The 21602-nt window shown below is 67.6% G+C and carries 26 protein-coding genes; 8 read left to right on the top strand and 18 right to left on the bottom strand.

The genetic code is table 11. The features are described 5' to 3' along the window. On the top strand, positions 1-762 hold the full coding sequence (locus tag ABL840_RS31615; protein ID WP_093302314.1) for a HesA/MoeB/ThiF family protein: 762 nt from the start codon (positions 1-3) through the stop codon (positions 760-762). Here ABL840_RS31615 and ABL840_RS31620 read toward each other — a convergent pair. Then, positions 759-2783 (bottom strand): AsmA family protein, encoded by a 2025-nt coding sequence (locus ABL840_RS31620; protein WP_093302316.1) that lies wholly within the window; start codon positions 2781-2783, stop codon positions 759-761. The genes ABL840_RS31615 and ABL840_RS31620 overlap by 4 nt on opposite strands. Positions 2784-3018: 235 nt before the next feature. Between ABL840_RS31620 and ABL840_RS31625 the strand changes: the two genes are divergently transcribed. Then, the gene (locus ABL840_RS31625; protein ID WP_093198211.1) at positions 3019-3429 is read left to right on the top strand and encodes a response regulator transcription factor; all 411 of its coding nucleotides are present in this window, start codon (positions 3019-3021) and stop codon (positions 3427-3429) included. Between the two features lie 46 nt (positions 3430-3475). Here ABL840_RS31625 and ABL840_RS31630 read toward each other — a convergent pair whose 3' ends face one another. Next, entirely contained in the window at positions 3476-4108 is a 633-nt protein-coding gene (locus tag ABL840_RS31630; protein ID WP_019656595.1) for a response regulator transcription factor, read from the bottom strand. Positions 4109-4236: 128 nt separating this feature from the next. On the opposite strand from ABL840_RS31630, the gene ABL840_RS31635 reads away from it, so the two are divergent. From ABL840_RS31635 to ABL840_RS31660, 6 genes are all read left to right on the top strand, one after another. Next, positions 4237-5568, top strand: coding sequence for a CHASE3 domain-containing protein (locus ABL840_RS31635; RefSeq protein ID WP_093198213.1), 1332 nt, complete (start codon positions 4237-4239; stop codon positions 5566-5568). 242 nt (positions 5569-5810) lie between these two features. After that, positions 5811-5975: a DUF1328 domain-containing protein gene (locus ABL840_RS31640; protein ID WP_093198217.1), complete on the top strand. Its 165-nt coding sequence runs from the start codon at positions 5811-5813 to the stop codon at positions 5973-5975. A 54-nt stretch (positions 5976-6029) separates the two neighbouring features. Beyond that, positions 6030-6404: a hypothetical protein gene (locus ABL840_RS31645; RefSeq protein WP_093198220.1), complete on the top strand. Its 375-nt coding sequence runs from the start codon at positions 6030-6032 to the stop codon at positions 6402-6404. A 36-nt stretch (positions 6405-6440) separates the two neighbouring features. Beyond that, positions 6441-6821, top strand: coding sequence for a phage holin family protein (locus ABL840_RS31650; RefSeq protein ID WP_093198223.1), 381 nt, complete (start codon positions 6441-6443; stop codon positions 6819-6821). Beyond that, entirely contained in the window at positions 6811-7377 is a 567-nt protein-coding gene (locus tag ABL840_RS31655; protein WP_093302318.1) for a hypothetical protein, read from the top strand. Before ABL840_RS31650 ends, ABL840_RS31655 begins: the two co-directional genes overlap by 11 nt. After that, entirely contained in the window at positions 7374-7949 is a 576-nt protein-coding gene (locus tag ABL840_RS31660) for a ferritin-like domain-containing protein (RefSeq protein ID WP_093198229.1), read from the top strand. Before ABL840_RS31655 ends, ABL840_RS31660 begins: the two co-directional genes overlap by 4 nt. A gap of 95 nt (positions 7950-8044) precedes the next feature. Here the strand turns inward: ABL840_RS31660 and ABL840_RS31665 are convergent, their stop codons facing one another. From ABL840_RS31665 to ubiE, 16 genes are all read right to left on the bottom strand, one after another. Then, on the bottom strand, positions 8045-8542 hold the full coding sequence (locus tag ABL840_RS31665; RefSeq protein WP_093198231.1) for a BON domain-containing protein: 498 nt from the start codon (positions 8540-8542) through the stop codon (positions 8045-8047). Positions 8543-8627: 85 nt separating this feature from the next. Continuing rightward, positions 8628-8825 carry a CsbD family protein gene (locus ABL840_RS31670; RefSeq protein WP_093198234.1) on the bottom strand — a complete coding sequence of 66 codons (198 nt, stop codon included), beginning with the start codon at positions 8823-8825 and terminating at the stop codon, positions 8628-8630. Between the two features lie 125 nt (positions 8826-8950). Next, positions 8951-9775: a DUF429 domain-containing protein gene (locus ABL840_RS31675; protein ID WP_093302321.1), complete on the bottom strand. Its 825-nt coding sequence runs from the start codon at positions 9773-9775 to the stop codon at positions 8951-8953. A 4-nt stretch (positions 9776-9779) separates the two neighbouring features. Continuing rightward, positions 9780-10661: a DMT family transporter gene (locus tag ABL840_RS31680; protein WP_093302323.1), complete on the bottom strand. Its 882-nt coding sequence runs from the start codon at positions 10659-10661 to the stop codon at positions 9780-9782. A 7-nt stretch (positions 10662-10668) separates the two neighbouring features. Next, positions 10669-11091, bottom strand: coding sequence for a BLUF domain-containing protein (locus ABL840_RS31685; RefSeq protein WP_093198241.1), 423 nt, complete (start codon positions 11089-11091; stop codon positions 10669-10671). A 3-nt stretch (positions 11092-11094) separates the two neighbouring features. After that, positions 11095-11826: a GTP cyclohydrolase I gene (folE, locus tag ABL840_RS31690; protein WP_093198244.1), complete on the bottom strand. Its 732-nt coding sequence runs from the start codon at positions 11824-11826 to the stop codon at positions 11095-11097. Between the two features lie 73 nt (positions 11827-11899). Then, the gene (locus ABL840_RS31695) at positions 11900-12667 is read right to left on the bottom strand and encodes an endonuclease/exonuclease/phosphatase family protein (RefSeq protein WP_093302324.1); all 768 of its coding nucleotides are present in this window, start codon (positions 12665-12667) and stop codon (positions 11900-11902) included. Beyond that, on the bottom strand, positions 12664-13140 hold the full coding sequence (gene nudB, locus ABL840_RS31700; RefSeq protein ID WP_093302327.1) for a dihydroneopterin triphosphate diphosphatase: 477 nt from the start codon (positions 13138-13140) through the stop codon (positions 12664-12666). Before nudB ends, ABL840_RS31695 begins: the two co-directional genes overlap by 4 nt. A 7-nt stretch (positions 13141-13147) precedes the next feature. Continuing rightward, the gene (aspS, locus tag ABL840_RS31705) at positions 13148-14956 is read right to left on the bottom strand and encodes an aspartate--tRNA ligase (RefSeq protein ID WP_093198252.1); all 1809 of its coding nucleotides are present in this window, start codon (positions 14954-14956) and stop codon (positions 13148-13150) included. A gap of 39 nt (positions 14957-14995) precedes the next feature. After that, complete coding sequence (locus ABL840_RS31710) at positions 14996-15628, bottom strand: DUF502 domain-containing protein (protein ID WP_093198254.1); 633 nt, start codon at positions 15626-15628, stop codon at positions 14996-14998. A 16-nt stretch (positions 15629-15644) separates the two neighbouring features. Continuing rightward, positions 15645-15974, bottom strand: coding sequence for an FmdB family zinc ribbon protein (locus tag ABL840_RS31715; protein WP_093302329.1), 330 nt, complete (start codon positions 15972-15974; stop codon positions 15645-15647). A 103-nt stretch (positions 15975-16077) separates the two neighbouring features. Continuing rightward, a complete protein-coding gene (locus ABL840_RS31720; protein WP_093302332.1) occupies positions 16078-17529 on the bottom strand; it encodes a sodium:solute symporter family protein in 1452 nt (483 codons plus the stop codon). Between the two features lie 13 nt (positions 17530-17542). Then, positions 17543-19108, bottom strand: coding sequence for a ubiquinone biosynthesis regulatory protein kinase UbiB (gene ubiB, locus ABL840_RS31725; RefSeq protein WP_093302334.1), 1566 nt, complete (start codon positions 19106-19108; stop codon positions 17543-17545). Continuing rightward, entirely contained in the window at positions 19105-19659 is a 555-nt protein-coding gene (locus ABL840_RS31730) for a ubiquinone biosynthesis accessory factor UbiJ (protein ID WP_093198264.1), read from the bottom strand. Before ABL840_RS31730 ends, ubiB begins: the two co-directional genes overlap by 4 nt. Before the next feature lie 71 nt (positions 19660-19730). Further along, positions 19731-20738, bottom strand: a complete 1008-nt coding sequence (locus tag ABL840_RS31735; protein ID WP_093302336.1) for a Tim44 domain-containing protein — start codon at positions 20736-20738, stop codon at positions 19731-19733. A gap of 34 nt (positions 20739-20772) precedes the next feature. After that, a complete protein-coding gene (ubiE, locus tag ABL840_RS31740; protein ID WP_093302338.1) occupies positions 20773-21504 on the bottom strand; it encodes a bifunctional demethylmenaquinone methyltransferase/2-methoxy-6-polyprenyl-1,4-benzoquinol methylase UbiE in 732 nt (243 codons plus the stop codon). Between the last annotated feature and the right edge of the window lie 98 nt (positions 21505-21602).

The following is a 21602-nucleotide window of genomic DNA, read 5'->3' on the forward strand; positions in this document are numbered from 1 at the left end:
ATGGAAGATAGCGAGCTGCTGCGCTATTCGCGCCACATCCTTCTCGAAGAATTCGGCATCGACGGCCAGGCCCGCGTCAGCGCCGGACGGGTTCTCGTCATAGGCGCCGGCGGGCTGGGCTCGCCGGTGGCCCTGTACCTTGCTGCAGCAGGGGTCGGCCGCATCGTGCTGGTCGACGACGACGAGGTCGATCTCACCAATCTCCAGCGCCAGGTGGCGCATTCCCATGACCGGGTCGGCCTTCCCAAGGTCGAATCAGCCGCCCAGGCCATGCGCGGCATCAATCCCGACATCGCCATCGAAACCTATGCGCTGCGCGCCGACGAGGCGCTGCTGTCGCGCCTGGTTGCCGAAGCCGACGTGGTGGTCGATTGCTGCGACAACTTCGCCACCCGGCAGGCCGTCAATCGCGCCTGCGTGGCTCATTCGAAGCCGCTGGTGGCGGGTGCGGCGATCCGTTTCGACGGGCAGCTGAGCGTCTACGACACCCGGGACGACGCATCGCCCTGCTACGCCTGCCTGTTCCCGCCCGATGCGACCTTCGAGGAAACGCGCTGCGCGGTGCTCGGCGTGTTCGGCCCGGTAGTGGGCACCATCGGCACGCTGCAGGCCAGCGAGGCCCTGAAGCTGCTGGCCGGCATCGGGCCGTCGCTGGCGGGCAGGCTGCTGATGTTCGACGGTCGCAGCACTTCCTTCGACACGCTGCGCGTGGCGCGCGACCCGCACTGCAGCGTCTGCGCTCAGCGCCCCCCCTCCAACTAAGGCTGCTTCGCGCCCTTCGCCCGGGCGGCGCCCTTGGCCGCGGCTCCTGCGGAGGGCTTGTTCGCCTGCGCCACCACGCCCTTGCAGTCGGAGTCCTCGCCCGGCCCCGGCTCGATGGTCGCGGCCAGCGCCAGCAGCGGATTGATGGCGCCCAGCGCCAATGCGGCCAATCCGCGCCCGGCCAGCGGTCCGACCTCCAGGCCGCCCTTCGGATCGCCGAAGGTGCCGCTCACCACCAGCGGAGTGCGGATGGAGAGGATGCTCTTGCTCTTAGGCTCCGGACGGACCACGAAATCCAGCCCCTCGGTCGCCAGATTGGCCTGCCCGGTGGCGATGAAGACGGCATTGGTGGTGTCCACCACCAGCGTGCGGCCGGTCATCAGGCCCTTGTTCACGTCGAAGGCCAGCGCCGCGCAGCGCAGTTCCACGTTGCGGTCGCCGCGCAGCATGAACTTGATGATGTCGCCGCCCACCAGCGTCGCGAACACCGGCAGCAGGTTGCCGAACTGCCCGCGTCCCGAGATGACCGCCACGTCGCCCGATACGCCCCCGAGCCAGTTGGCCACGGTGCTGCCGGAGCCCGAGAGGTTGATGCGCCCGTCCAGCCGGCCGACGCTGTTGCCGGTGGTTTCGAGCTTCGGGAACAGCCGGGCCAGCTGCATGGCCCGTGCGTCGAGCGAGGCACGAATGTCCGCCGGGTTCTTCGAGCCGTCGATGCGGATCGCGCCGCTGAGCCTGCCGCCGGCCACGCCCAGGTCGAGCGGGTCGAGCGTGAGCACGCCCTCGGCCAGCTTCACCTGCACGCTGCCGCGCTCCAGCGGCACGTCGCGCACGTTGCGGATGCGGTCGGCCGTGTATTTCACGTCGGCGTTCATGGCGCGCAGGCGCTCGAAGTCCAGCGGCGCCGTCGGCAGCACCTTGCCGCCGGGGCGCTTGACCTGGGTGACGGTGGGCGGCGGCGCCACGCCTTCCACGGTGGCGGCGGTACGCGCCGTGGGCGGCAGGCCGATCAGCGGGCCGAGGTCGTCCATGTCCATCACCTTCGAGCGCAGGTCGCCCGCCAGGTGCGGCAGCTTGCCGGCCTGGTCGAAGCGCATGTCGCCGGCGATGTCGGACAGGCCCAGCCGCCCCTTGAGACCGGAGGCCTCCCACAGCTTGCCGCGCTTGTCGAGCTTGCCGCTCAGCATGTAGGGCGAGGTCTGCGGCAGCGCGATGCCCAGCAGCGGGAACAGGGCGCCCAAAGTCTGGCCCTTGATCTCGAACCTGGCGTCGATGCCGTCCAGGTCCGAGAGGCGCGCCACGGTGCCCGTCGCCTTCAGCTGGGTCTGGCCGGCGGCGGCGCGGATTTCCAGCGGGAAAGGCGGCGCGCCGGCGGCGCTGATCTGCAGCACGTTGCCGGTACGCCCACTGGCGGTCAGCGGCTGGCCCTTGTAGCGACCCTTGATGCGGTAGTCGAGCGGCATCTCGCCGCGGCTGCTGTCGTAGTTCAGGTCGGCGTGCACGTCGACGCCCAGGTGCTTCGCGAGGAAGTCGACCGCGCCGCTGTCGACCTGGATCTGGCCGATGGTCGGTACGGTGCCGCCGTCGGAGGTGTCCTTGCCCAGCGCCCAGGTGCGGCGGCCGTCGGACTCCATCTGCAGCCCCACCGTGGGGGAGGAAAGCGCCAGCCGCGGAATGACGATGCTGCTGGAAAGCAGCGGCCAGAGGCTGATTTCGAACTCGGCGCGCTCGGCCTTCACTAGGTACGGGTCGCGCGCCCACGAGGGATTGGCGAACTCGACGCCGTCGAGCCTGACGGTGGCCTGCCGCCACCCGAGCCCCACGTCGAGCCGCCGCGTGATCTCGAACTTGCGCCCCGTCTTCTCGCTGACATAGCGGTTGACCGGCTCGCGCAGCACGTCCCACGGGAAGAAGGCGAGCCCCACCGCCAGCGCCGCGAACAGCAGCACCAGGCCCGCCAGCAGCTTCGGCCAGAGCGGCCGCTTGCGCGGGATGCTGTTCGTGGTCTCGTTCTTTTCCATGGCTCCTTGTAACTCCGATGATGGCCTCTCTCCGGTCGGCGGCGGGCCGCAGAAACCGTGAGGCATTGCCTACGAAACGGCTCGCGGATGCATGCGTGGGAACCCGCCTACAGCCGTGCCGCGCCGAAGCTTGCATGATGTGGAACGGGGAAGCCGCACAGTTCGTTGGCAGGCTTTCCCAGCCAACGGGGCGCCGCGAGTGCGCCTGCCAACCAGAGAGGAAGCGCGGTTCGGCATGGACTCCAGATTGCAGACCTACGTCGTCGAAGACAACCTCACGATCCGTGAAAACCTCATTGGCACGCTGGAAGAACTCACCTGCGCCACCGTCGTCGGCTTCGCCGAAACCGAAAGCGGCGCCCGCGCCTGGCTGCTCGGCCATGACGGCGAGTGGGATCTCGTCATCGTCGACCTCTTCCTCAAGCAAGGCAGCGGCCTGGGCGTGCTCCAGGCCTGCCAGGCCCGCAAGCCGGTGCAGAAGGTGGTGGTGCTCAGCAACTACGCTACGCCCGACATCCGGCGGCGCTGCGCGGAGTTCGGCGTCGACGCGGTGTTCGACAAGTCGAACGAGATCGACGCGCTGGTGGAGTTCTGCCTGGTGCAGGCCCGTGACCGGGCCTCGCGCCCAGCGCCCGGTGCGGGCTGAGAAGAAAGAAGCCGCCTTGGACCCCTTCCCTGCCCGCCGACCGGCCTCAGTCGATGAGCTTGTTCTTCAGCGCGTAGTACGTGAGGTCGCTGTTGGAGGACAGGTTCATCTTCTCCATCAGCCGCGTGCGGTAGGTGCTCACGGTCTTCACAGACAGCGACAGCGTCTTGGCGATGTCGCCGGCGGTCTCGCCCTTGGCGAGCTTCAGGAACACCTGGAATTCGCGCTCCGAGAGCTGCTCGTGGGGGGCCGCGTCGTCCTTGCGGTCGAGCTGGCGGGCCAGCAGTTCGGCAACGGCGGGCGTGATGTAGCGCCGGCCCAGCGCGATGGTGCGGATGGCGTTGACGATCTCGATGGGATCGCATTCCTTGTTGAGGTAGCCGCTCGCGCCCTGGCGGATCAGGTTCATCGCGTAGTGCTCTTCGGGGTAGCCGCTCAGGATCAGGATGCCCACGTCCGGAGCCTTGGCGCGGATCATGGCGAGTGCGTCGATACCGCTTTGCCCGGGCATCGAAAGGTCCATGACCAGCACGTCCAGCTCCGTGGTGCGCACCAGTTCGATGGCTTCGCGGCCGCTGGCTGCCTCGCCCGCCACGCGCAGGTCCACGTGCTCGGAGAAGAACTGCCGGAGGCCCGATCGCACGATGGCGTGGTCGTCCACAATTCCGATTTTGATCATTTGCTACTTTCGTTGAGTGTTGCGCACGCAAGCCGCAACCTGCCTGGTCCCTGATTGTTGTCAATTATTCACGAACTTGCGCCGCAAGCAGCCTTGAAAGTTTCATGCACTGGTTAGCCCCACCAAGAATGGCCGTGAGCCTGCTGCTCGCGGCGCTGGCCGCACTGGCCCTCGTCGGCATCAACGAGGCCGGCTACCGGCAGTCCACCCGCGCCCTCGCCGACATCGACGAGGCGCAGCAGGTGCGGGGCACGCTCAACAAGATCCTGCAGAACATGCTGGACGCCGAGACCGGCCAGCGAGGCTACCTGCTGACCGGCGAGGCGAGTTACCGAAAACCCTACGACGAGGCGGTCAAGCAGGTCGACGGCCACCTCGCCACGCTGCGCCGGCTGTATGCCGACCGACCGGCCGAGCTCACCCGGCTGGCCGAGCTGTCGAAGCACGTGCTGCGCAAGGTGGCCGAGATGGACATGAGCGTGCGCCTGCGCCAGGACGGCAAGGACGACGCCTGGAAGTTCGTCATCACGACCGACGTGGGCCAGGAGGAGATGGAGGCCATCCGCGCGACGGCGGGCGATCTGGTGAAGGTCAGCAACGCCACCCTGAGCCAGAGCCAGGCGCAGGTGCTGCGCTCGCTGCAGCTGGCGCGCATCGGCACCGCCATCGTGGCGCTGGCCGCCCTGTTCGCCTTCTTCCTGTACCTGCGCCAGACGCACGTGCTGCGCTCCATCGGCGAGCGCCAGCAGGAGGCCCTGCAACGCGAACGCAACGCGCTGGAAGACGAAGTGCGCGAGCGCACCGCCTCGCTGGCCGAGCTGGCCACCCACCTGCAGGACGTGCGCGAGACCGAGCGCGGCTTCCTCGCGCGCGAGCTGCACGACGAGCTGGGCTCGCTGCTCACCGCCGCCAAGCTCGACGTGGCGCGGCTGAAGTCGCGATTGGCGGACGCGCCTGACGCGATCCAGCGGCTGCAGCATCTGACCGAGCTGCTCAACAGCGGCATCGCGCTCAAGCGCCGGATCATCGAGGACCTGCGGCCCTCGTCGCTGGCCAACCTCGGGCTGGTCGCATCGCTGGAGATCCTGGGCCGCGAGTTCGGGGAACGCTCCGGCCTGCAGGTCGAGATGGTGCTGGAGCCCGTGACCATGGACGAGTCGCGCCAGCTCACCATCTACCGCATGGTGCAGGAGAGCCTCACCAACATCGGCAAGTACGCCGAGGCGAGCGAGGCCACCATCGTTCTCAAGAACTACGACAACCACGTGGTGGTGGAGGTGGCGGACAACGGCAAGGGCTTCGACACGCAGCGCGTGCGCCCCTCGACGCACGGCCTCGCGGGCATGCGGCACCGGGTGGAGGCCGCGCGCGGCCGGCTCACGGTGTGGTCCGCGCCGGGCAAGGGCACGCGGCTGAGCGCGATGCTGCCGATCGTCAAGGCCGCCTCGGCCTCGGCCTGATCCCGATTCCCCGCGCGCTCCTGCCCGGCTCCTCTCCGGAACTCCTGCACACACTTCCCCGGGGCGACTCGGCCGTCTCCTACGCACCCCAACCCCGGCCGCTGACAGGTCCGGGACGGGCCTCCGCTTAAGGTTGACCCCGTGCCATCCGGTTTCTTCCGTTTCTTCCCCTCGGGGGTTGCCGGGTACGACGTTCCGACGTTTTCCAAGACACAGCGAGGCAAGCCTCGAAGGAGTTCCACATGCTGCATTACGCCGTGGTGTTTCTGGTCATCGCCCTGATCGCGGCCCTCTTCGGGTTCGGCGGCATTGCCGCCAGCGCGGTAGGCATCGCCAAGATCCTTTTCGTGATCTTCGTGATCCTCGCGATCGCGAGCTTCCTTGCCGGCTTGCTACGACGCAAGTAGCGTCGTTACGATCAACAGGCTTGCGCATTTCATTTTTCCGGAAAGGACCTTCACATGAACACGACCAAGACCCCATCGCAAATCGCCGACGAAGCGCGCCAGACCGCCCGTGACGCGGTCGAAACCACCCGCGCCTACGCACAGAACGCGGTGAATGCGGCGGGCGAAAAGGTCCGCGACCTGCAGCGCGAATCCGAACCGGCCGTCGAACAACTCGCGGCCCGCGTGCAGCAAGCCGTTCAGCGCGGCCTGGACGCCGCCTCCACCACCAGCGCGCGCGCCCAGCGCCGCCTGGAGCAGGCAGCCGACGTCACCGGCCGCTACATCTCCGACCAGCCCGTGCGCTCGGTGCTGCTCGCGGCCGCCGCCGGCGCAGCCATCACCGCGCTCATCGTGCTGGCCAGCCGCCGCAGCCGGGACGACTACTGATCCACGAAGCGTCCGTCGTCGACCGATCCCGGCACCATGCTCCATCCGATTTTTTCCACGGTGCTCGGGCATCCGGAACTCGTCGCTGAACACCTCGCCAACTACGCCGCCCTCGTCCGCCAGGAGTCCGCGCAAGCGGGACGCGGCATTGCCGCGCGCATCGTCGCGGGCGTGCTGGCAGTGGCCAGCGCCACGCTGGCGCTCGGGCTGATCGGCGTGGCCGTGCTGCTCGGCGTGATGCACGGCAGCTTTCACTGGGTGCTGGTGGCCGTGCCGGCCGTGGCGGTGGTGATCGCGCTCATTTGCACCTGGTACGCGACGCGCCCGGCGCCGAGCTACGGCTTCGACGACCTGCGCACGCAGCTCGACGCCGACCTGCAGGCCCTGCGCGAAGCCGGAGCCCCCCATGGCCGCTGACCGCCGCCTTCCCTCGCCTCTCACTCCGCTGCAGCGCCTGGCCCTCTCGCGCCGTGCGCTGGTGCGGCAGCTGAACGAGGACGCGGGCGCGCCGGCGGAAGACGAGGAGCTGGGGGAACTGGACGACCTGGAATACGCGCACCACGACGCGCAAGCCGGTTCCGCACCGGATGAACGGCATCAGGGCCATACAGGCCATGCTCGAGGAAGAGGAGAACAAGGAGGAGCAAGAGGAGGAAGAGACAACGTGTGGCTCGCCGTGGGCCGCAGCGTGGTGGAACGCTGGTGGCGCAGGCACCCCGCGCATGCGGTCGGCCAATTGGCGCGCCCGGTGCTCGAGCATTACGCGCGCAAGGAACCGGCAAAGCTGATGGCGGCCGCGGCCGCCACCGGCGCCCTGCTGGTACTCGCCAGGCCGTGGCGGCTGCTGTCGGCCACCGCGGTGCTGGCGGCGGTACTGAAGACATCCGACGTGGCAGACCTCGTCAACACGCTGATGCGCAAGCCACAGAGCCCCCCTCACCCTCCCCGCTCCCCACGAAAGGACACTCCATGAAAACCGATGTTTCCTCTTCTTCCTCCTCGTCTTCTTCCAAGGCCGCCGCGCACAAGCACCTGGAACTCGACCAGGGCGGACTGGACGCCGCGCGCAAGAGCCTCGACGACGGCGCCGTCACCCCGAGCTACGGCCCCTGGCGCGACGACGTCCTCAAGCTGCTCAACGATGCGCTGGCCACCGAGCTGGTCTGCGTGCTGCGCTACAAGCGCCACTACTTCACCGCCAACGGGGTCGAATCGCCCGCCATCGCCGACGAGTTCCTGGTGCACGCCAACGAGGAATCGGCCCATGCCGACCGCATCGCCGAGCGCATCGTGCAACTGGGCGGCGAACCCGATTTCGCGCCCTCGCACCTGCTCGACCGCAGCCACGCGGCGTACGACGAATCGACCGACCTGCAGGCGATGGTGCGCGCCAACCTGATCGCCGAGCGCGTGGCGGTGGAGTCGTACCGCCAGATGATCGCGCTGATCGGCGACAAGGACCCGACCACGCGCCGCATGCTCGAGGACATCCTCTCCGACGAGGAAGAGCATGCCGACGAACTGAAGGACTGGCTGGGCCACTAAGCCGCCCCGGGGCTGCATCGGCCCCGCCCCCATGAAAAAAGCCCGGTTCGCGCCGGGCTTTTTTCATGGACGAAGCGGAGACGGGATGGAGACGATCAGCCCTTCACCTCGAGCTGGTTGTCCACCGACGTCACGCCCTGCACGCCCTTGGCGATCTCCTCGGCACGCGCCTTGGCGGCGGCCGTGGGCGCCGGGCCCTTCAGGCTCACCGCGCCGGCCTTGGTGTCGACGTTGATCTTGAGCGCACTCAGGTCCGGGTCCTTGGCCAGGCCCGCGGACACCGAAGCCGTGATGGCGGCATCGTTCACCGTCGCGCTCACCGCGGCGCCGGCGTCCTTGGCGGCCTCCTTCACCTCGGCGGTGGTGCTGGACGACTCGATCTTCGCCTTGGCGTCCTTGACGGCCTCGCCGGTCTTCGCTGCCGCGGTGTCGGCGGCCTGCTCGGTCTTGGCAACGGCGCTGTCGAGCTTCTCGCCCGCGGTGCGGTTGTCGGACTTGTCGCAGGCGGCCAGCGTCAGCGCCGCGCCGGCCACGAGCACGGCAAGCCATGCGCGCGAATGCGGCATGGCAATGTGTTGGGTCGATCTGTTCATGGAATCCTCCTGTTGCTCGGGGAAATGGAAAAGCGGAAAGGCCGCGAAGGCCTGGCGGAGCGCCGGCAGCCGGGCCTTTCGACGCTCACAGCTTGTCGGCACCCGACTTGATCGCGTCCTTGGCCTTTTCCTTGACGTCGCCATAGGTCTTCTGCACCTTGCCGGCTGCCTGGTCGGCAATGCCCTCGCCCTCGAGCTTCTCGTTGCCGACGACCTTGCCGGCGACTTCCTTCAGCTTGCCCTTGGCTTCCTCGACGCGGCCTGCCACTTGGTCCTTGTTCATGTCGCTTCCTTCCTGATGGGAGTGATGAAATTCGTGGGCCGGATCAGCCCACTGGTTTCAATCTAGGCTCGGGCCGGTGACGGCGAATGCCGACGGAGCCCCGAAGCGGTGTAGGACAACGAGGCTCAGGCGCTGACGATCCATCCTTCAAGCGGATCGATGTCTTCCGGCAAGCCGTGGCCCGCTCCGGGGCTGCCGGCGCGCTGCCGGCCCCAGGCGGACTGCAGCAGGCACAGCACCGCGTCGATGTCGTCGCCGCGGGCATCGGCCAGCAGTTCGGCCCGCTGCGGCCCGGCGAGGACGAGCTTCAGCCCGAGGCGGGCCGATCCGGTCTCGAGCGCGGCCAGCAGGTCGACGCGCGCGGCGCGGCGCTCGGGTGTCTGCTTCTGCAGATCGTCGCTCTTGTAGCTGCGCCGGCCGATCAGCTCACGCGCGAGCAGACCCGGATAGGCCTCCAGCGCCACGCGATCCGCATTGCGCCCGGCGTGCAGGCCCGGAATACGCGCGCCCGCGGCCAGGAGGCGCGGCACGCCCGCATGGAGCATGTAGGCCACCGGCGGATTGACCCATTTCATCGATGGGCTGGAGCCCGCGGGCCCGTCGGTCGCGCGGTGCGCGAACTTGCCGCCGGCCGGACGCGCCGCGCAGAAGGCGGCGAAGGTCTCGCGGATTTCCGCGCGGCTCAGGCTGGCGTAGTGGGCCATCAGCGGCTCCCATTGCAGCGGCCAGCGCAGGTGCTCGACGAGTTCGCGCGGCAGGCTGAACGGAAAGTCGAAGCCGCCGGTCCAGGCCGGCGTGGCACGCAGCCATTCGCCCCATGCGTCGAGCGTCGCAAAGCGCTGGAGGCCGGTCAGCCTCACGCGGTCGACGCCGTCCGGCTCTCCGGTCGCCACCGCGATCGGCTTGCGTGCCGTCGGCGCGCTGGAGAAGTCGCAGCCGAACAGCAGCACGGCCTCAGCCCATCGCGAGCGCCACCACGCCGGCGGCGATGAACATCGCGCCCAGCAGCCTCAGCAGCCGGTCGCCCTCGCGCAGCAGGTGGCCGCCGATGAGCGCGGCGAACAGCATCGACACCTCGCGCGCCGGCGCGACGTGGGAGATGGGCGCCTGCTGCACCGCGTAGAGCACCAGCACGTACGACACCGGGCTGATCGCCGCCACCAGCAGCGCGTACTTCCATTGCTCGCGCCACATGCGCACGGTGGTCGCGCGGTCCTGCAGCGCCGCGGGCAGCAGCAGCCCGATCCGCACGAAGTTGCTCATGTAGTCGAGCAGGATCGGCGACATCATGAGGAACTTGACCGCGTAGCTGTCGGCCACCGTGTAGGCCGCGATGAAGGCGCCGGTGAGCACGCCGTAGCGCATGCCCTTGTGCACCCGCGCGCGCTGCGCCGGGTCGTGCGCCTTCTGCCACAGGCGCGGACCGCCGGCGATCAGGAACACGCCGGCCACCACACCCACGATGCCCGCCACGCCGACGAGGCTGATCTTCTCGCCGAGGAACAGCACCGCCACCAGCGACGACAGCATCGGCCCCGAGCCGCGCGCCAGCGGATAGACCACCGTCAGGTCCGACTTGCGATAGCCGCGCAGCAGCACGATGAAATACAGGACGTGGAGCACCCCGCTGAGCACGACGAAGCCCCACTCGGTCACGCCCCAGCCCGGCACCACGTTCCATCCCAGCGCGATGCCCACCGGCGCCCAGATGAACATGTTGAACACGCTGGCCTGGAAGCTGAAGCGCGCATCGCCGTTCGCCTTCTTGGCGGCGATGTTCCAGCTTGCGTGGATGATCCCGGCGAGCAGGATCAGTGCGAATGCGGAGAGCGGCACTCCGCGGTCAGTGGCGGCCGACGATGGCGGCCGTGGCCATCAGTTCCTCGAGCAGCGCCAATGAGACCTTGCCCGACACCGCGTACGGGTTGAGCTCGGGCTTCTCGGAATACTTCAGCAGCGTCGAGGCGTTGAGCTTCGACAGGTTGACCTGCCCCATGGTCCAGCCGCCGAAACGGCGCTCGGAAATCTCTTCGTAGTGCAGCAGCACCACGTCCTTGTGGCGCGCATCGCGCTGGATGTGGCCGTAGAGCTCGCTGACCGCCATGCGCCCGCCCTCGATGGCCTGCAGGAAGGTGCCGGCGCCGTAGCAGAGGATGCCGGTGATACCGCAGGTCGTGTTGTGCGAGCGCGATTGCGCGAGGATCGCCTCGACGGCCTCGGGGCTGGTGTCGACGGCGCGGCTGGCGTAGAGGAGTCGGACCAGCATGGCTCAGTCCTTTCTGGGCAGGAGGGACAGGAATTCGCGGCGCAGGCTCGGGTCTTTCAGGAACACGCCGCGCATCACGGAATTGATCATCTTGCTGTCCATTTCCTTCACGCCGCGCCAGGCCATGCAGAAGTGCTCGGCCTCCATGACGAGGGCGAGGCCGTCGGGCTGCGTCTTTTCCTGGATCAGGTCGGCCAGCTGCACCACGGCTTCTTCCTGGATCTGCGGACGGCCCATGACCCACTCGGCGAGGCGCGCGTACTTCGACAGGCCGATCACGTTGGTGTGCTCGTTGGGCATCACGCCGATCCAGAGCTTGCCGATGATCGGGCAGAAGTGGTGCGAGCAGGCGCTGCGCACGGTGATCGGGCCGACGATCATCAGCTCGTTCAGGTGCTCTGCGTTGGGGAATTCGGTGAGCGAGGGCGGAGCCACGTAGCGGCCGCGGAACACCTCGTTCAGGTACATCTTCGCGACGCGGCGCGCGGTGTTGTCGGTGTTGTGGTCATTCTCGACGTCGATCACAAGACTCTGCAGCACGCCCTTCATCTTGACCTCGACCTCGTCGAGAAGCTTCTCGAGCTCGCCGGGCTCGATGAACTCGGAGATGTTGTCGTTGGCATTGAAGCGCTTGCGCGCGGCGGTGATGCGCTCGCGGATCTTCACGGAGACGGGCGTGCCCTCGTCATCGTCATTTCGATCGGGGCGCGGGTCGACGTCGGTTTTCCTCAGCATGGCGGGGATCGTACCAGTGAATGGCTCCGGACATTCGGGCCCGCAACGCCCGTCCCTTCTCGGAGCAATGCTATCAATTGAGGAGCGCGAAATCGGCCACCAGCGGCAGGTGGTCGGACATGCGTGCCCAGATCGGACCGCGCGGCACCACGCAGGCCTGCGGCGCCAGCCCGCGCCCATAAACGAAATCGAGTTGAGTCACCGGCAGGCGCGAGGGGTACGTGAGCGTGCGCGGGCCGCGCAGGTCGCTGGTGTCGCGCAGGCCCATGGCGTTCATGGCGTAGCGCATGCGCGCGCCCCAGTCGTTGAAGTCGCCCGCCACCACCACGGCCTCGCCGGGCGGCACCTCGCGGTCGATGAACTCCCGCAGCCTCGCGATCTGCCGCACCCGGCTGCCCTTGATGAGCCCCAGGTGCACCACGATGGCGTGCACCCGCCGGCCTTCCACGTCGATCACCACGTGCAGCAGCCCGCGCTGCTCGAAGCGGTGGTCGGAAATGTCCTGGTGGTTGGTGCCCAGCACCGGCCAGCGCGTGAGCAGCGCATTGCCGTGCTCGCCGTGGCGCGTGACCGCATTGGTCTCGTAGACGGCCGTGTAGCCCTCGGGCGCGAGGAAGTCGGCCTGCGGCAGCTCGGGCCAGCGCGCGAAACGCGCCGCCGCCTGCCGGTTCATCTTGCGCACTTCCTGCAGGCAGACGATGTCGGCGTCGAGCTGCTCGATGGCATGGCCGAGGTTGTGGATCTCGAGCCGCCGCGCAGGTCCGATGCCCTGCACACCCTTGTGGATGTTGTAGGTCGCGACGCGGAGGTTCTGCACCGCTGCTGCTGCCGGCTGGTTCATCGCGCAAATTCTGGCAGCAACAGAATGGCTTCGGCATTCGACGGGGAAAAGCAGGCGTCGGCCGCCTCGCGGTACGGCAGCCAGCGCCAGTCGGTGTGCTCGCGCGGATCGAGCGTGGGCACGATGCGTTCGGGCACGCGCAGGCCGAACAGGTGCTCGGTGTTGTGCGTGACGCCGGGCGCGTAACGGGCGCGCCAGCGAGGGTAGATCTCATAGACGTTGCGTAGCTGCCAGTCGACCAGCTGCGAGGCCAGCGGCGTGCCTTCGCCGCACCGGATGCCGGTTTCCTCGGCCACCTCGCGCGCCGCGCTGAGCGCGAGCGGCTCGTCGGCCACGTCCTTGCTGCCGGTGACCGACTGCCAGAAGTCGGTCTCGGCATCCGCACGCCGGATCAGCAGCACATCGAGCGCCGGCGTGTGGATCACGACCAGCACCGACTCCGGGATCTTCCAGGGCCGGGGGCTGGTCGTCATGGCCGCATCAGGCCGTTGCCTGGGGGGCGTTGCGCAGCTTGATGTGGAGTTCGCGCAGCTGCTTCTCGTCGACCGGGCTCGGAGCCTGCGTCAGCAGGTCCTGCGCGCGCTGGGTCTTGGGGAAGGCGATCACGTCGCGGATCGACTCGGCGCCGGTCATGAGCATGACCAGGCGGTCCAGGCCGATGGCGATGCCGCCGTGCGGAGGCGCGCCGTACTGCAGCGCGTCCAGCAGGAAGCCGAACTTGAGCTGCGCGTCCTCGGCGCTGATCTTCAGCGCGCGGAACACCTTGCTCTGCACTTCCTCGCGGTGGATACGCACCGAACCGCCGCCCATCTCGATGCCGTTGAGCACCATGTCGTAGGCCTTGGCGATGCACTTCTCGGGCGCGGTGTCCATGAGGTCCTCATGGCCGTCCTTCGGCGCGGTGAACGGGTGGTGCACGGCGCTCCAGCGCTGGCCTTCCTCGTCGAACTCGAACATCGGGAAGTCGACCACCCACAGCGGTGCCCAGCGATCGTCGAACAGGCCGCTCTTCTTGCCGAAGGCGCTGTGGCCGATCTTGATGCGCAGCGCGCCGATGGCGTCGTTGACGACCTTTTCCTTGTCGGCGCCGAAGAACAGGATGTCGCCGTTGCGCGCACCCGTGCGGGCGATGATCTCGGCCAGCGCGTTGTCGTCCAGGTTCTTCACGATCGGGCTCTGCAGGCCTTCGCGGCCGGCTTGCGCGTCGTTGACCTTGATGTAGGCCAGGCCCTTGGCGCCGTAGATCTTGACGAACTCCTGGTAGGCGTCGATCTCGCCGCGCGACAGGCCGCCCTCGGCACCGCCGCCGGGCACGCGCAGCGCCACGACACGGCCACCGGGCATGGTGGCGGCGTTGGAGAACACCTTGAACTCGACGCGCTTCATCAGCTCGGTAAGTTCGGTGAACTCGAGCTTCACGCGCAGGTCGGGCTTGTCCGAGCCGTACTTGAACATCGCGTCGGCGTACGTCATGGTCGGGAACACCGGCAGGTCGATGCCAGCGGCGTTGCGGAACACGTTGCGGATCATGCCCTCGAACATCTCGCGGATTTCCTCCTCGGCGAGGAACGAGGTCTCGATGTCGATCTGCGTGAACTCGGGCTGGCGATCGGCGCGCAAGTCTTCGTCGCGGAAGCACTTCACGATCTGGTAGTAGCGGTCGTAGCCGGCCACCATCAGCAGCTGCTTGAAGAGCTGGGGCGACTGCGGCAGCGCGAAGAAGCTGCCGTCGTGCACGCGGCTGGGCACGAGGTAGTCGCGCGCGCCCTCGGGCGTGGACTTGCCGAGCATCGGCGTCTCGATGTCGATGAAGCCATTGGCGTCGAGGAACTTGCGCGTTTCCATCGTCACCTTGTAGCGAAGCATCATGTTGCGCTGCATGGCCGGGCGGCGCAGGTCGAGCACGCGGTGCGTGAGGCGGGTGGTTTCCGACAGGTTGTCGTCGTCCAGCAGGAACGGGGGCGTGACCGAGGGGTTCAGCACCTTCAGCTCGTGGCACAGCACTTCGATCTTGCCGCTTTTGAGCTGGTCGTTGGTCGTGCCTTCGGGACGCGCGCGCACCAGGCCGGTGATCTGCACGCAGTATTCGTTGCGCAGGTTCTCGGCCACGGCGAAGGTGGAGGCGCGGTCGGGGTCGCACACCACCTGCACGTAGCCTTCGCGGTCACGCACGTCGATGAAGATCACGCCGCCGTGGTCACGGCGACGGTTGACCCAGCCGCAAAGGGTGACGGTCTGGCCCAGCAGGGCTTCGGTCACGAGACCGCAATAGTGAGTACGCATGGCCATAGGAATCCATTCCGGCGCCTCGGGGGCGCGTTCGTTCTTTTATGAGTTGGAAGACTTCACCGCCACCGTGGTGGGGCCGCCTGGAACGACCACCCCCATCGAGACGATGTACTTGAGCGCTTCGTCCACGCTCATCTTCAGTTCGATGCAGTCGCTGCGCTTGAGCATCACGAAGTAGCCGCCCGTGGGATTGGGCGTGGTCGGCACGTAGACGCTGAGGAACTCGCCCTCGCCGAGATGCGCGGCGACCTCGTTGCCGGGTGCGCCGGTCACGAAGGCGATGGTCCACACGCCTTCGCGCGGCCATTGCACCAGCACCGCCGTGCGGAAGGCATTGCCGTTCTCGGAGAACAGCGTGTCCGACACCTGCTTGACGCTGGAGTAGATCGAGCGCACCACCGGGATGCGCCGCACCACGGCGTCACCCCAGCCGAGCAGGCGCTTGCCGACGAAGTTGCTGGCCGTGGCACCCACCACCAGCAGGATGGCCAGCGTGAGCAGCACGCCCAGGCCGCGCACCTTGTGGTCGCTGAGCCAGGTCTGCCACTGCTCGGGCAGCAGCCACAGCGTCTGGTCGAGCGTGCCGATGATCCAGTTCAGCACGCCGAGCGTGATGACCAGCGGCACGATGACCAGCAGGCCGGACAGCAACCATTTGCGCAGGGCGAGCATGGCGGTCAGGGGTGTTTCAGTCGCCGCTGGCCGCGGCCGGCGCGGGAGCCGGTGCGGCGGGCGCCGGAGCGGGGCTCGGCGCGGCGGTCGTGGTGGAAGAGGAGGACGAAGACGACGACTCGCCGGACGCGGGCGAGGTGGCCGGCTCGGACTTCTTGCCGCCACCGTCGCGGAAATCGGTCACGTACCAGCCCGAGCCCTTGAGCTGGAAGCCGGCGGCCGTGACCTGTTTTTCGAACGCACTCGCGCCGCACGCCGGACACACCGTGAGCGGCGCATCGGACATCTTCTGCAAAGCGTCCTTGGCGAAGCCGCAGGCGCTGCACTTGTAGGCGTAGATGGGCATGGGGAAATGGGGTCTAAAAGCGGCGCAACGGCCGCTCGCAAAGCCCTCGATTATAGGGGCGCCCCCGCCAAAGGACGCCCAGCCCGACCGCCGGGCCCGGGCTTCAGGCCGGTTCAGTGGCCAGCGGCCGGTGCGGCGTGTGAGTGTTCGCCAACCATTGCGGCAGCAGCGAGCCGACCACCATGCCGGCGAAAGAGCACAGCACGCCCGCCAGCTGGGCCGGAAATACGGCGCCCCAGGATGAAACCTTCAGGAACAGCAGCCAAACGCCGATGCCCAGGACGATGGAAGCGACGGCCCCCTGGGTGGTGGCGCGGCGCCAGTACAGCCCGCATACCAGCGGCACGAAGGCCCCCACCAGCGGCACCTGATAGGCACTCGACACCTGTTCGTAGATCGACGTGCCCTGCATGCGGATCGCATAGGCCAGCACGGCCGCGCTGAAGAGCAGCACCGTGATGCGCATCGTCATCAGGTTCTGGCGGTCGGTGCCGGCCGGCCGGAACTGGCGCCAGATGTTCTCGGTGAAGGTGACGCTGGGGGCCAGCAGCGTGGCCGAGGCGGTCGACTTGATGGCCGACAGCAGCGCACCGAAGAACAGCACCTGCATCACGAACGGCATCTTCTCGAGCACCAGCGTGGGCAGCACCTTCTGCGGATCTTCCTTCAGCAGCGCGGCCGTCTGCTCCGGCATGATCAGCAGCGCGCTCGCCACCAGGAACATGGGAACGAAAGCGAACAGGATGTATGCGACGCCGCCGATCACCGGGCCGCGCCGGGCCGCCTTGACGCTGTTGGCCGACATCACCCGCTGGAACACGTCCTGCTGCGGAATGGAGCCCAGCATCATCGTGATGGCCGCGGCGAAGAAGAACACCATGTCGTGCCAGCTCGGCTCGGGCCAGAACTTGAAGAGGTCCTTGCTGACCGCGAAGGCCACCACCTTGTCGGCGCCGCCGGCCATGTTGCCCGCGAACATCGCGATCACGGCCAGGCCGGCCACCAGGATGATCATCTGGATGAAGTCGGTGACGGCCACCGACCACATGCCGCCGAAGAGCGTGTACGCCAGGATCGAGACCACCCCGATCACCATGCCCACCGGAATGCTGACCACGCCGCCCGAAAGCAGGTTGAACACCAGCCCCAGCGCCGTGACCTGCGCCGACACCCAGCCCAGGTAGCTCAGCATGATGATGAGCGAGCAGGCCACCTCGACGCCGCGGCCGTAGCGCTCGCGGTAGTAGTCGCTGATGGTCAGCAGCGTCATGCGATAGAGCTTGCCGGCAAAGAACAGGCCCACCAGGATCAGGCAGGTGCCCGCGCCGAACGGGTCTTCCACCACGCCGTTGAGCCCGCCCTCGATGAACTTGGCCGGGATGCCGAGCACCGTTTCGGAGCCGAACCAGGTCGCGAAGGTGGTCGTGACGATCATGTAGAGCGGCAGGTGCCGCCCGGCGATGGCGAAGTCGGTTGTGTTCTTCACCCGCTTGGCGGCATAGAGGCCGATCGCGATGGTGACAAGCAGATAGACGATGACCAGCGTCAACAACACGGCGGAGACTCCTCTAGAACAGACGCACGCGCACCAGCAATTGCATGGCGAGCAACCCCAATACAAAACCTATGCCACCGTAGACGATGGTCTGCAGCAACCGGTTGGTGCGCTTCTGTTCGGCCAGCAGTTCGAGCAGCTCGCGGCGGTTGTCGACCGGGCGATTTTCCAGGAAATCGTGCAGCAATCGAGGCAATTGGGGCAGCAATTTGGCGTACCTGGGCGCCTCGGCCTTGAGCTGCTGAAACAGCTTCTTGGGGCCGATCTGGTCGACCATCCACTTCTCGAGGAAGGGCTTGGCCGTGGCCCAGAGGTCGAGTTCGGGGTCGATGTTGCGGCCCAGGCCCTCGATGTTGAGCAGCGTCTTCTGCAGCAGCACCAGCTGCGGCTGGATCTCGACGTGGAAGCGCCGCGAGGTCTGGAACAGCCGCATGAGCACCATGCCCAGCGAGATTTCCTTCAGCGGCCGGTCGAAGTACGGCTCGCACACGGTGCGGATGGCCGCTTCGAGCTCGTCGATACGGGTGCCCACGGGAACCCAGCCGCTTTCGAGGTGCAGCTCGGCCACGCGCTTGTAGTCACGCCGGAAGAAGGCCACGAAGTTCTGCGCGAGGTACTCCTTGTCCGACTCGGTCAGCGTGCCGATGATCCCGAAGTCCAGCGAGATGTAGCGCCCGAAGGTCTCGGGCTCCAGGCTCACCTGGATGTTGCCGGGATGCATGTCGGCGTGGAAGAAGCCGTCGCGGAACACCTGCGTGAAGAAGATGGTCACGCCGTCGCGCGCCAGCTTGGGAATGTCGACGCCGGCGGCGCGCAGGCGGTCCATCTGCGCGATGGGCACGCCCTTCATGCGCTCCATCACGATGACCTCGGGGTGGCAGAAGTCCCAGAACATCTCGGGGATCAGCACCAGGTCGAGCGCGGCCATGTTGCGGCGCAGCTGGGCGGCGTTGGCGGCCTCGCGCACCAGGTCGAGCTCGTCGTGCAGGTACTTGTCGAACTCGGCGACCACCTCGCGCGGCTTCAGGCGCTTGCCGTCGGCCGAGAGGTTCTCGAGCCAGCCGGCCATCATGGCCATCAGCGCCAGGTCTTTCTCGATCACGCCGCGCATGTTGGGACGCAGCACCTTGACCGCCACCTCGCGCTCCTCGCCCTGGTTGGTGCGGATGGTCGCGAAGTGCACCTGCGCGATCGACGCACTGGCGATGGGCGTCTCGTCGAACTGCACGAACACGTCGCTCACCGGCCGGCGGAACGCGCGCTCGATGGTGGCGATGGCCACCGACGAGGGGAACGGCGGCACGCGGTCCTGCAGGAAGGCCAGCTCGTCGGCGATGTCGGGCGGCAGCAGGTCGCGGCGCGTCGAGAGCACCTGGCCGAACTTCACGAAGATGGGGCCGAGGCGTTCGAGCGCCTCGCGCAGTCGCTGGCCTCGCGGCGCGTCGAGGTTGCGCCCGAAGGAAACGACGCGCGTGACCACGCGCAGCCAGGGCTTCTGGAAGCTCGAGAGCACCAGCTCGTCGAGGCCGTAGCGCAGCGCGACCCAGACGATGAACAGACCGCGGTAGAAGCGCCTCATTCGGCGTTGCTCGCCGAGCCAGCCTTGGCCGTGCGGTCGCCCACGAACTGGCGCAGCGCGCCCACCACGCGCCGCACGCCGTTGCCCAGCGTGTGCGCGGGCACGTCGCCGATCACGCGGGCGAGGTCGTCCTCGATGTCCCAGCGCACGTGATCGACCAGCCAGTTGACCTCGGCCGCCAGCTGCACGTCGCCGATGATCTGCACGGCAGGCTTGTCGCCGCGAAGCGCGGCGCGGGCAATGTCGAAGGGGGAATCGTCGGTGACGGTGAGCGTCAGCTCGGGCACCGAGCCAGCGGGCGCCAGGTCGAGCAGGCCGGCCGGCGTGGCCACCAGCTCCATGGTCACGAACCGCCACTGGAAGCGCACCACCCGCCCCTGCTGGCGCAGCAGCCGCTGCTGGGCCTCGGGCTCCTGCTGGAGCACATGATTGAGGAACAGGACCGCGCGGTTCTGTATCTCGTGGACCGCCCAGTCCGGGGGCTGCAGGCGCTCGCCAATGGTGTTGAAGAGGTCGCCTAGAAAAGAAAATGGGGACGATGGTGTGGCCATGTCCCCATTATCCCGCCTGCGTCGCGGCCCCGAGAGGGCCGCGTTCCAGGTTTTTCTTGCCTGCCTGACGTTTACTGCAGTGCCTGCACGCCGGCCACCAGCCAGCCGCTGTTGCCGCTGACGGGCTTGGTCATGTTCCAGACTTCGCGGAACGGGCCCGGGCCGGCCGAGGCGTCTTCGCGGATCATGCCGGAGAACTCCACGCTGGCCATGTAGGCGTCGGGCAGCTCCTCGATACCGAGCAGCTTGGCGTCGAGCATCACGACTTCGGTCTTGTTCGAGGCACCGCCGGTGTGGCTGGCGCGATCGGCCAGCTGCGAGCGGATCTCGTCGACCATGCCGTCGGTCATCATCGAACGCAGCGTCGACACGTCGGCGCGGTCCCATGCGTCCTGCAGGGTCACGAAGTTGCGCTTTGCGGCGCCGAGGAAGCCGTCGACGTCGAAACCGGCGGGGATGCCCCACGACTGCGAGCCGCCGAGCGCCGAGCCGATCATGCTGCCGCCTGCCGCTGCGCCAGCCGCCGAGAGGCTGCTGCCGTGCGGCGTGGCGTCGAAGGCAGCGTTGTTGCGCTCCCAAGGACGCGCCGATGCGTCGTTGCCCACGTTGTTCGGGCTGTACTGCGCCGGAGCGCTCGCGTTGCTCGGGCTGGCACCAGCGCCCTGGAAGGCGAAGCCGCCCTGGCGGTTGGCGACGGGCTGCGAGCGCGACTTGATCATGCGCCACACCACCACGCCGGCCAGCACGAGCAGGCCGATCAGCAGGATGTTGGCGAAGCCGGCGCCGAGGCCCAGCGAATTGGCGAGCCATGCGAGACCCAGGCCGGCGGCGAGGCCGCCGAGCATCGCGCCCCACGGACGCTTCGGCGCTGCTGCTGCCGGTGCGGGCGTCGCGGGCTTGGCCGCCGCGGCGTTGGTCGCGCTCTGCTGCGCGGGCACGGACGGTGCCGCGGACTCGCGCTGCGTCACGTTGGACGACTGGCGACCCACCGACTTGCCGCCACCGATGCGCGCAGCCTCGGCCTGGACACTGACCAGTACCAATGCGGCTGCCAGGAACAAAGAACTCAAACTCTTCATATCGTCGTCTCCTCTCGAGCGAAAGATCCGCTTGTCAACACTTGATTCCAACATGGAGGGCAGCGATTCCCCCAGTCATGTTGTGATAGTCCACATGTCCGAAACCGCCCTCTTTCATGAGGGTCTTGAGCTCCTCTTGCGAGGGATGCATCCGGATCGATTCGGCGAGATAGCGATAGCTCGCGTCATCGCCGGCCACGAGCTTGCCGAGCCTCGGCAGCACGTTGAAGGAGTACCAGTCGTAGGCCTTCGCGAGCGGCTTCGCGACCTTTGAGAACTCGAGCACCAGCAGCTTGCCGCGCGGCTTGAGCACGCGGTTCATCTCCTTGAGCGCGGCGTCCTTGTGCGTCATGTTGCGCAGGCCGAAGGCCACGGTGACCACGTCGAAGTGGTTGTCGGGAAAGGGCAGCTTCTCCGCGTCGCAGACCATGGTGGGCAGCACCACGCCGGCGTCGAGCAGGCGGTCGCGGCCGGTGCGCAGCATGGCCTCGTTGATGTCTGTGTGGACCACCTGGCCGCTGGCGCCGACCTTCTTCGCGAAGGCGAGCGCGAGGTCGCCGGTGCCGCCCGCGATGTCGAGGACGCGCGAGCCTTCGCCCACGTTTGCGACCATGACGGTGTACGCCTTCCAGGCGCGGTGCAGGCCGGCCGACATCAGGTCGTTCATGATGTCGTAGCGCGATGCGACCGAATCGAAGACACCGCGAACGCGGCCGGCCTTCTCGCTTTCGTCGACCGTTTCGAAGCCGAAGTGTGTGGTACTCATGCGACCGATGTTAGGCCGGAAGCCTGCACATCAAGTCGACGACCCCGCGCGCACGGCGGACATTTGTTGCTTTTTCAGCCCCGCCCTTTCTGGTCGTA

Source organism: Variovorax sp. NFACC27 (assembly GCF_048301545.1).
GTDB lineage: Bacteria > Pseudomonadota > Gammaproteobacteria > Burkholderiales > Burkholderiaceae_C > Variovorax > Variovorax gossypii.

Coding starts and splice junctions, on each gene's coding strand:
- ABL840_RS31615 (WP_093302314.1), top strand. CDS start 1: ATGGAAGATAGCGAGCTGCTGCGCTATTCGCGCCACATCCTTCTCGAA.
- ABL840_RS31660 (WP_093198229.1), top strand. CDS start 7,374: ATGAAAACCGATGTTTCCTCTTCTTCCTCCTCGTCTTCTTCCAAGGCC.
- ABL840_RS31625 (WP_093198211.1), top strand. CDS start 3,019: ATGGACTCCAGATTGCAGACCTACGTCGTCGAAGACAACCTCACGATC.
- ubiE (WP_093302338.1), bottom strand. CDS start 21,504: ATGAGTACCACACACTTCGGCTTCGAAACGGTCGACGAAAGCGAGAAG.
- ABL840_RS31630 (WP_019656595.1), bottom strand. CDS start 4,108: ATGATCAAAATCGGAATTGTGGACGACCACGCCATCGTGCGATCGGGC.
- ABL840_RS31715 (WP_093302329.1), bottom strand. CDS start 15,974: ATGCCCATCTACGCCTACAAGTGCAGCGCCTGCGGCTTCGCCAAGGAC.
- ABL840_RS31710 (WP_093198254.1), bottom strand. CDS start 15,628: ATGCTCGCCCTGCGCAAATGGTTGCTGTCCGGCCTGCTGGTCATCGTG.
- ubiB (WP_093302334.1), bottom strand. CDS start 19,108: ATGAGGCGCTTCTACCGCGGTCTGTTCATCGTCTGGGTCGCGCTGCGC.
- nudB (WP_093302327.1), bottom strand. CDS start 13,140: ATGACGACCAGCCCCCGGCCCTGGAAGATCCCGGAGTCGGTGCTGGTC.
- ABL840_RS31640 (WP_093198217.1), top strand. CDS start 5,811: ATGCTGCATTACGCCGTGGTGTTTCTGGTCATCGCCCTGATCGCGGCC.
- ABL840_RS31635 (WP_093198213.1), top strand. CDS start 4,237: ATGGCCGTGAGCCTGCTGCTCGCGGCGCTGGCCGCACTGGCCCTCGTC.
- ABL840_RS31735 (WP_093302336.1), bottom strand. CDS start 20,738: ATGAAGAGTTTGAGTTCTTTGTTCCTGGCAGCCGCATTGGTACTGGTC.
- ABL840_RS31685 (WP_093198241.1), bottom strand. CDS start 11,091: ATGCTGGTCCGACTCCTCTACGCCAGCCGCGCCGTCGACACCAGCCCC.
- ABL840_RS31730 (WP_093198264.1), bottom strand. CDS start 19,659: ATGGCCACACCATCGTCCCCATTTTCTTTTCTAGGCGACCTCTTCAAC.
- ABL840_RS31695 (WP_093302324.1), bottom strand. CDS start 12,667: ATGAACCAGCCGGCAGCAGCAGCGGTGCAGAACCTCCGCGTCGCGACC.
- ABL840_RS31670 (WP_093198234.1), bottom strand. CDS start 8,825: ATGAACAAGGACCAAGTGGCAGGCCGCGTCGAGGAAGCCAAGGGCAAG.
- ABL840_RS31655 (WP_093302318.1), top strand. CDS start 6,811: ATGGCCGCTGACCGCCGCCTTCCCTCGCCTCTCACTCCGCTGCAGCGC.
- aspS (WP_093198252.1), bottom strand. CDS start 14,956: ATGGCCATGCGTACTCACTATTGCGGTCTCGTGACCGAAGCCCTGCTG.
- ABL840_RS31665 (WP_093198231.1), bottom strand. CDS start 8,542: ATGAACAGATCGACCCAACACATTGCCATGCCGCATTCGCGCGCATGG.
- ABL840_RS31620 (WP_093302316.1), bottom strand. CDS start 2,783: ATGGAAAAGAACGAGACCACGAACAGCATCCCGCGCAAGCGGCCGCTC.
- folE (WP_093198244.1), bottom strand. CDS start 11,826: ATGCTGAGGAAAACCGACGTCGACCCGCGCCCCGATCGAAATGACGAT.
- ABL840_RS31645 (WP_093198220.1), top strand. CDS start 6,030: ATGAACACGACCAAGACCCCATCGCAAATCGCCGACGAAGCGCGCCAG.
- ABL840_RS31650 (WP_093198223.1), top strand. CDS start 6,441: ATGCTCCATCCGATTTTTTCCACGGTGCTCGGGCATCCGGAACTCGTC.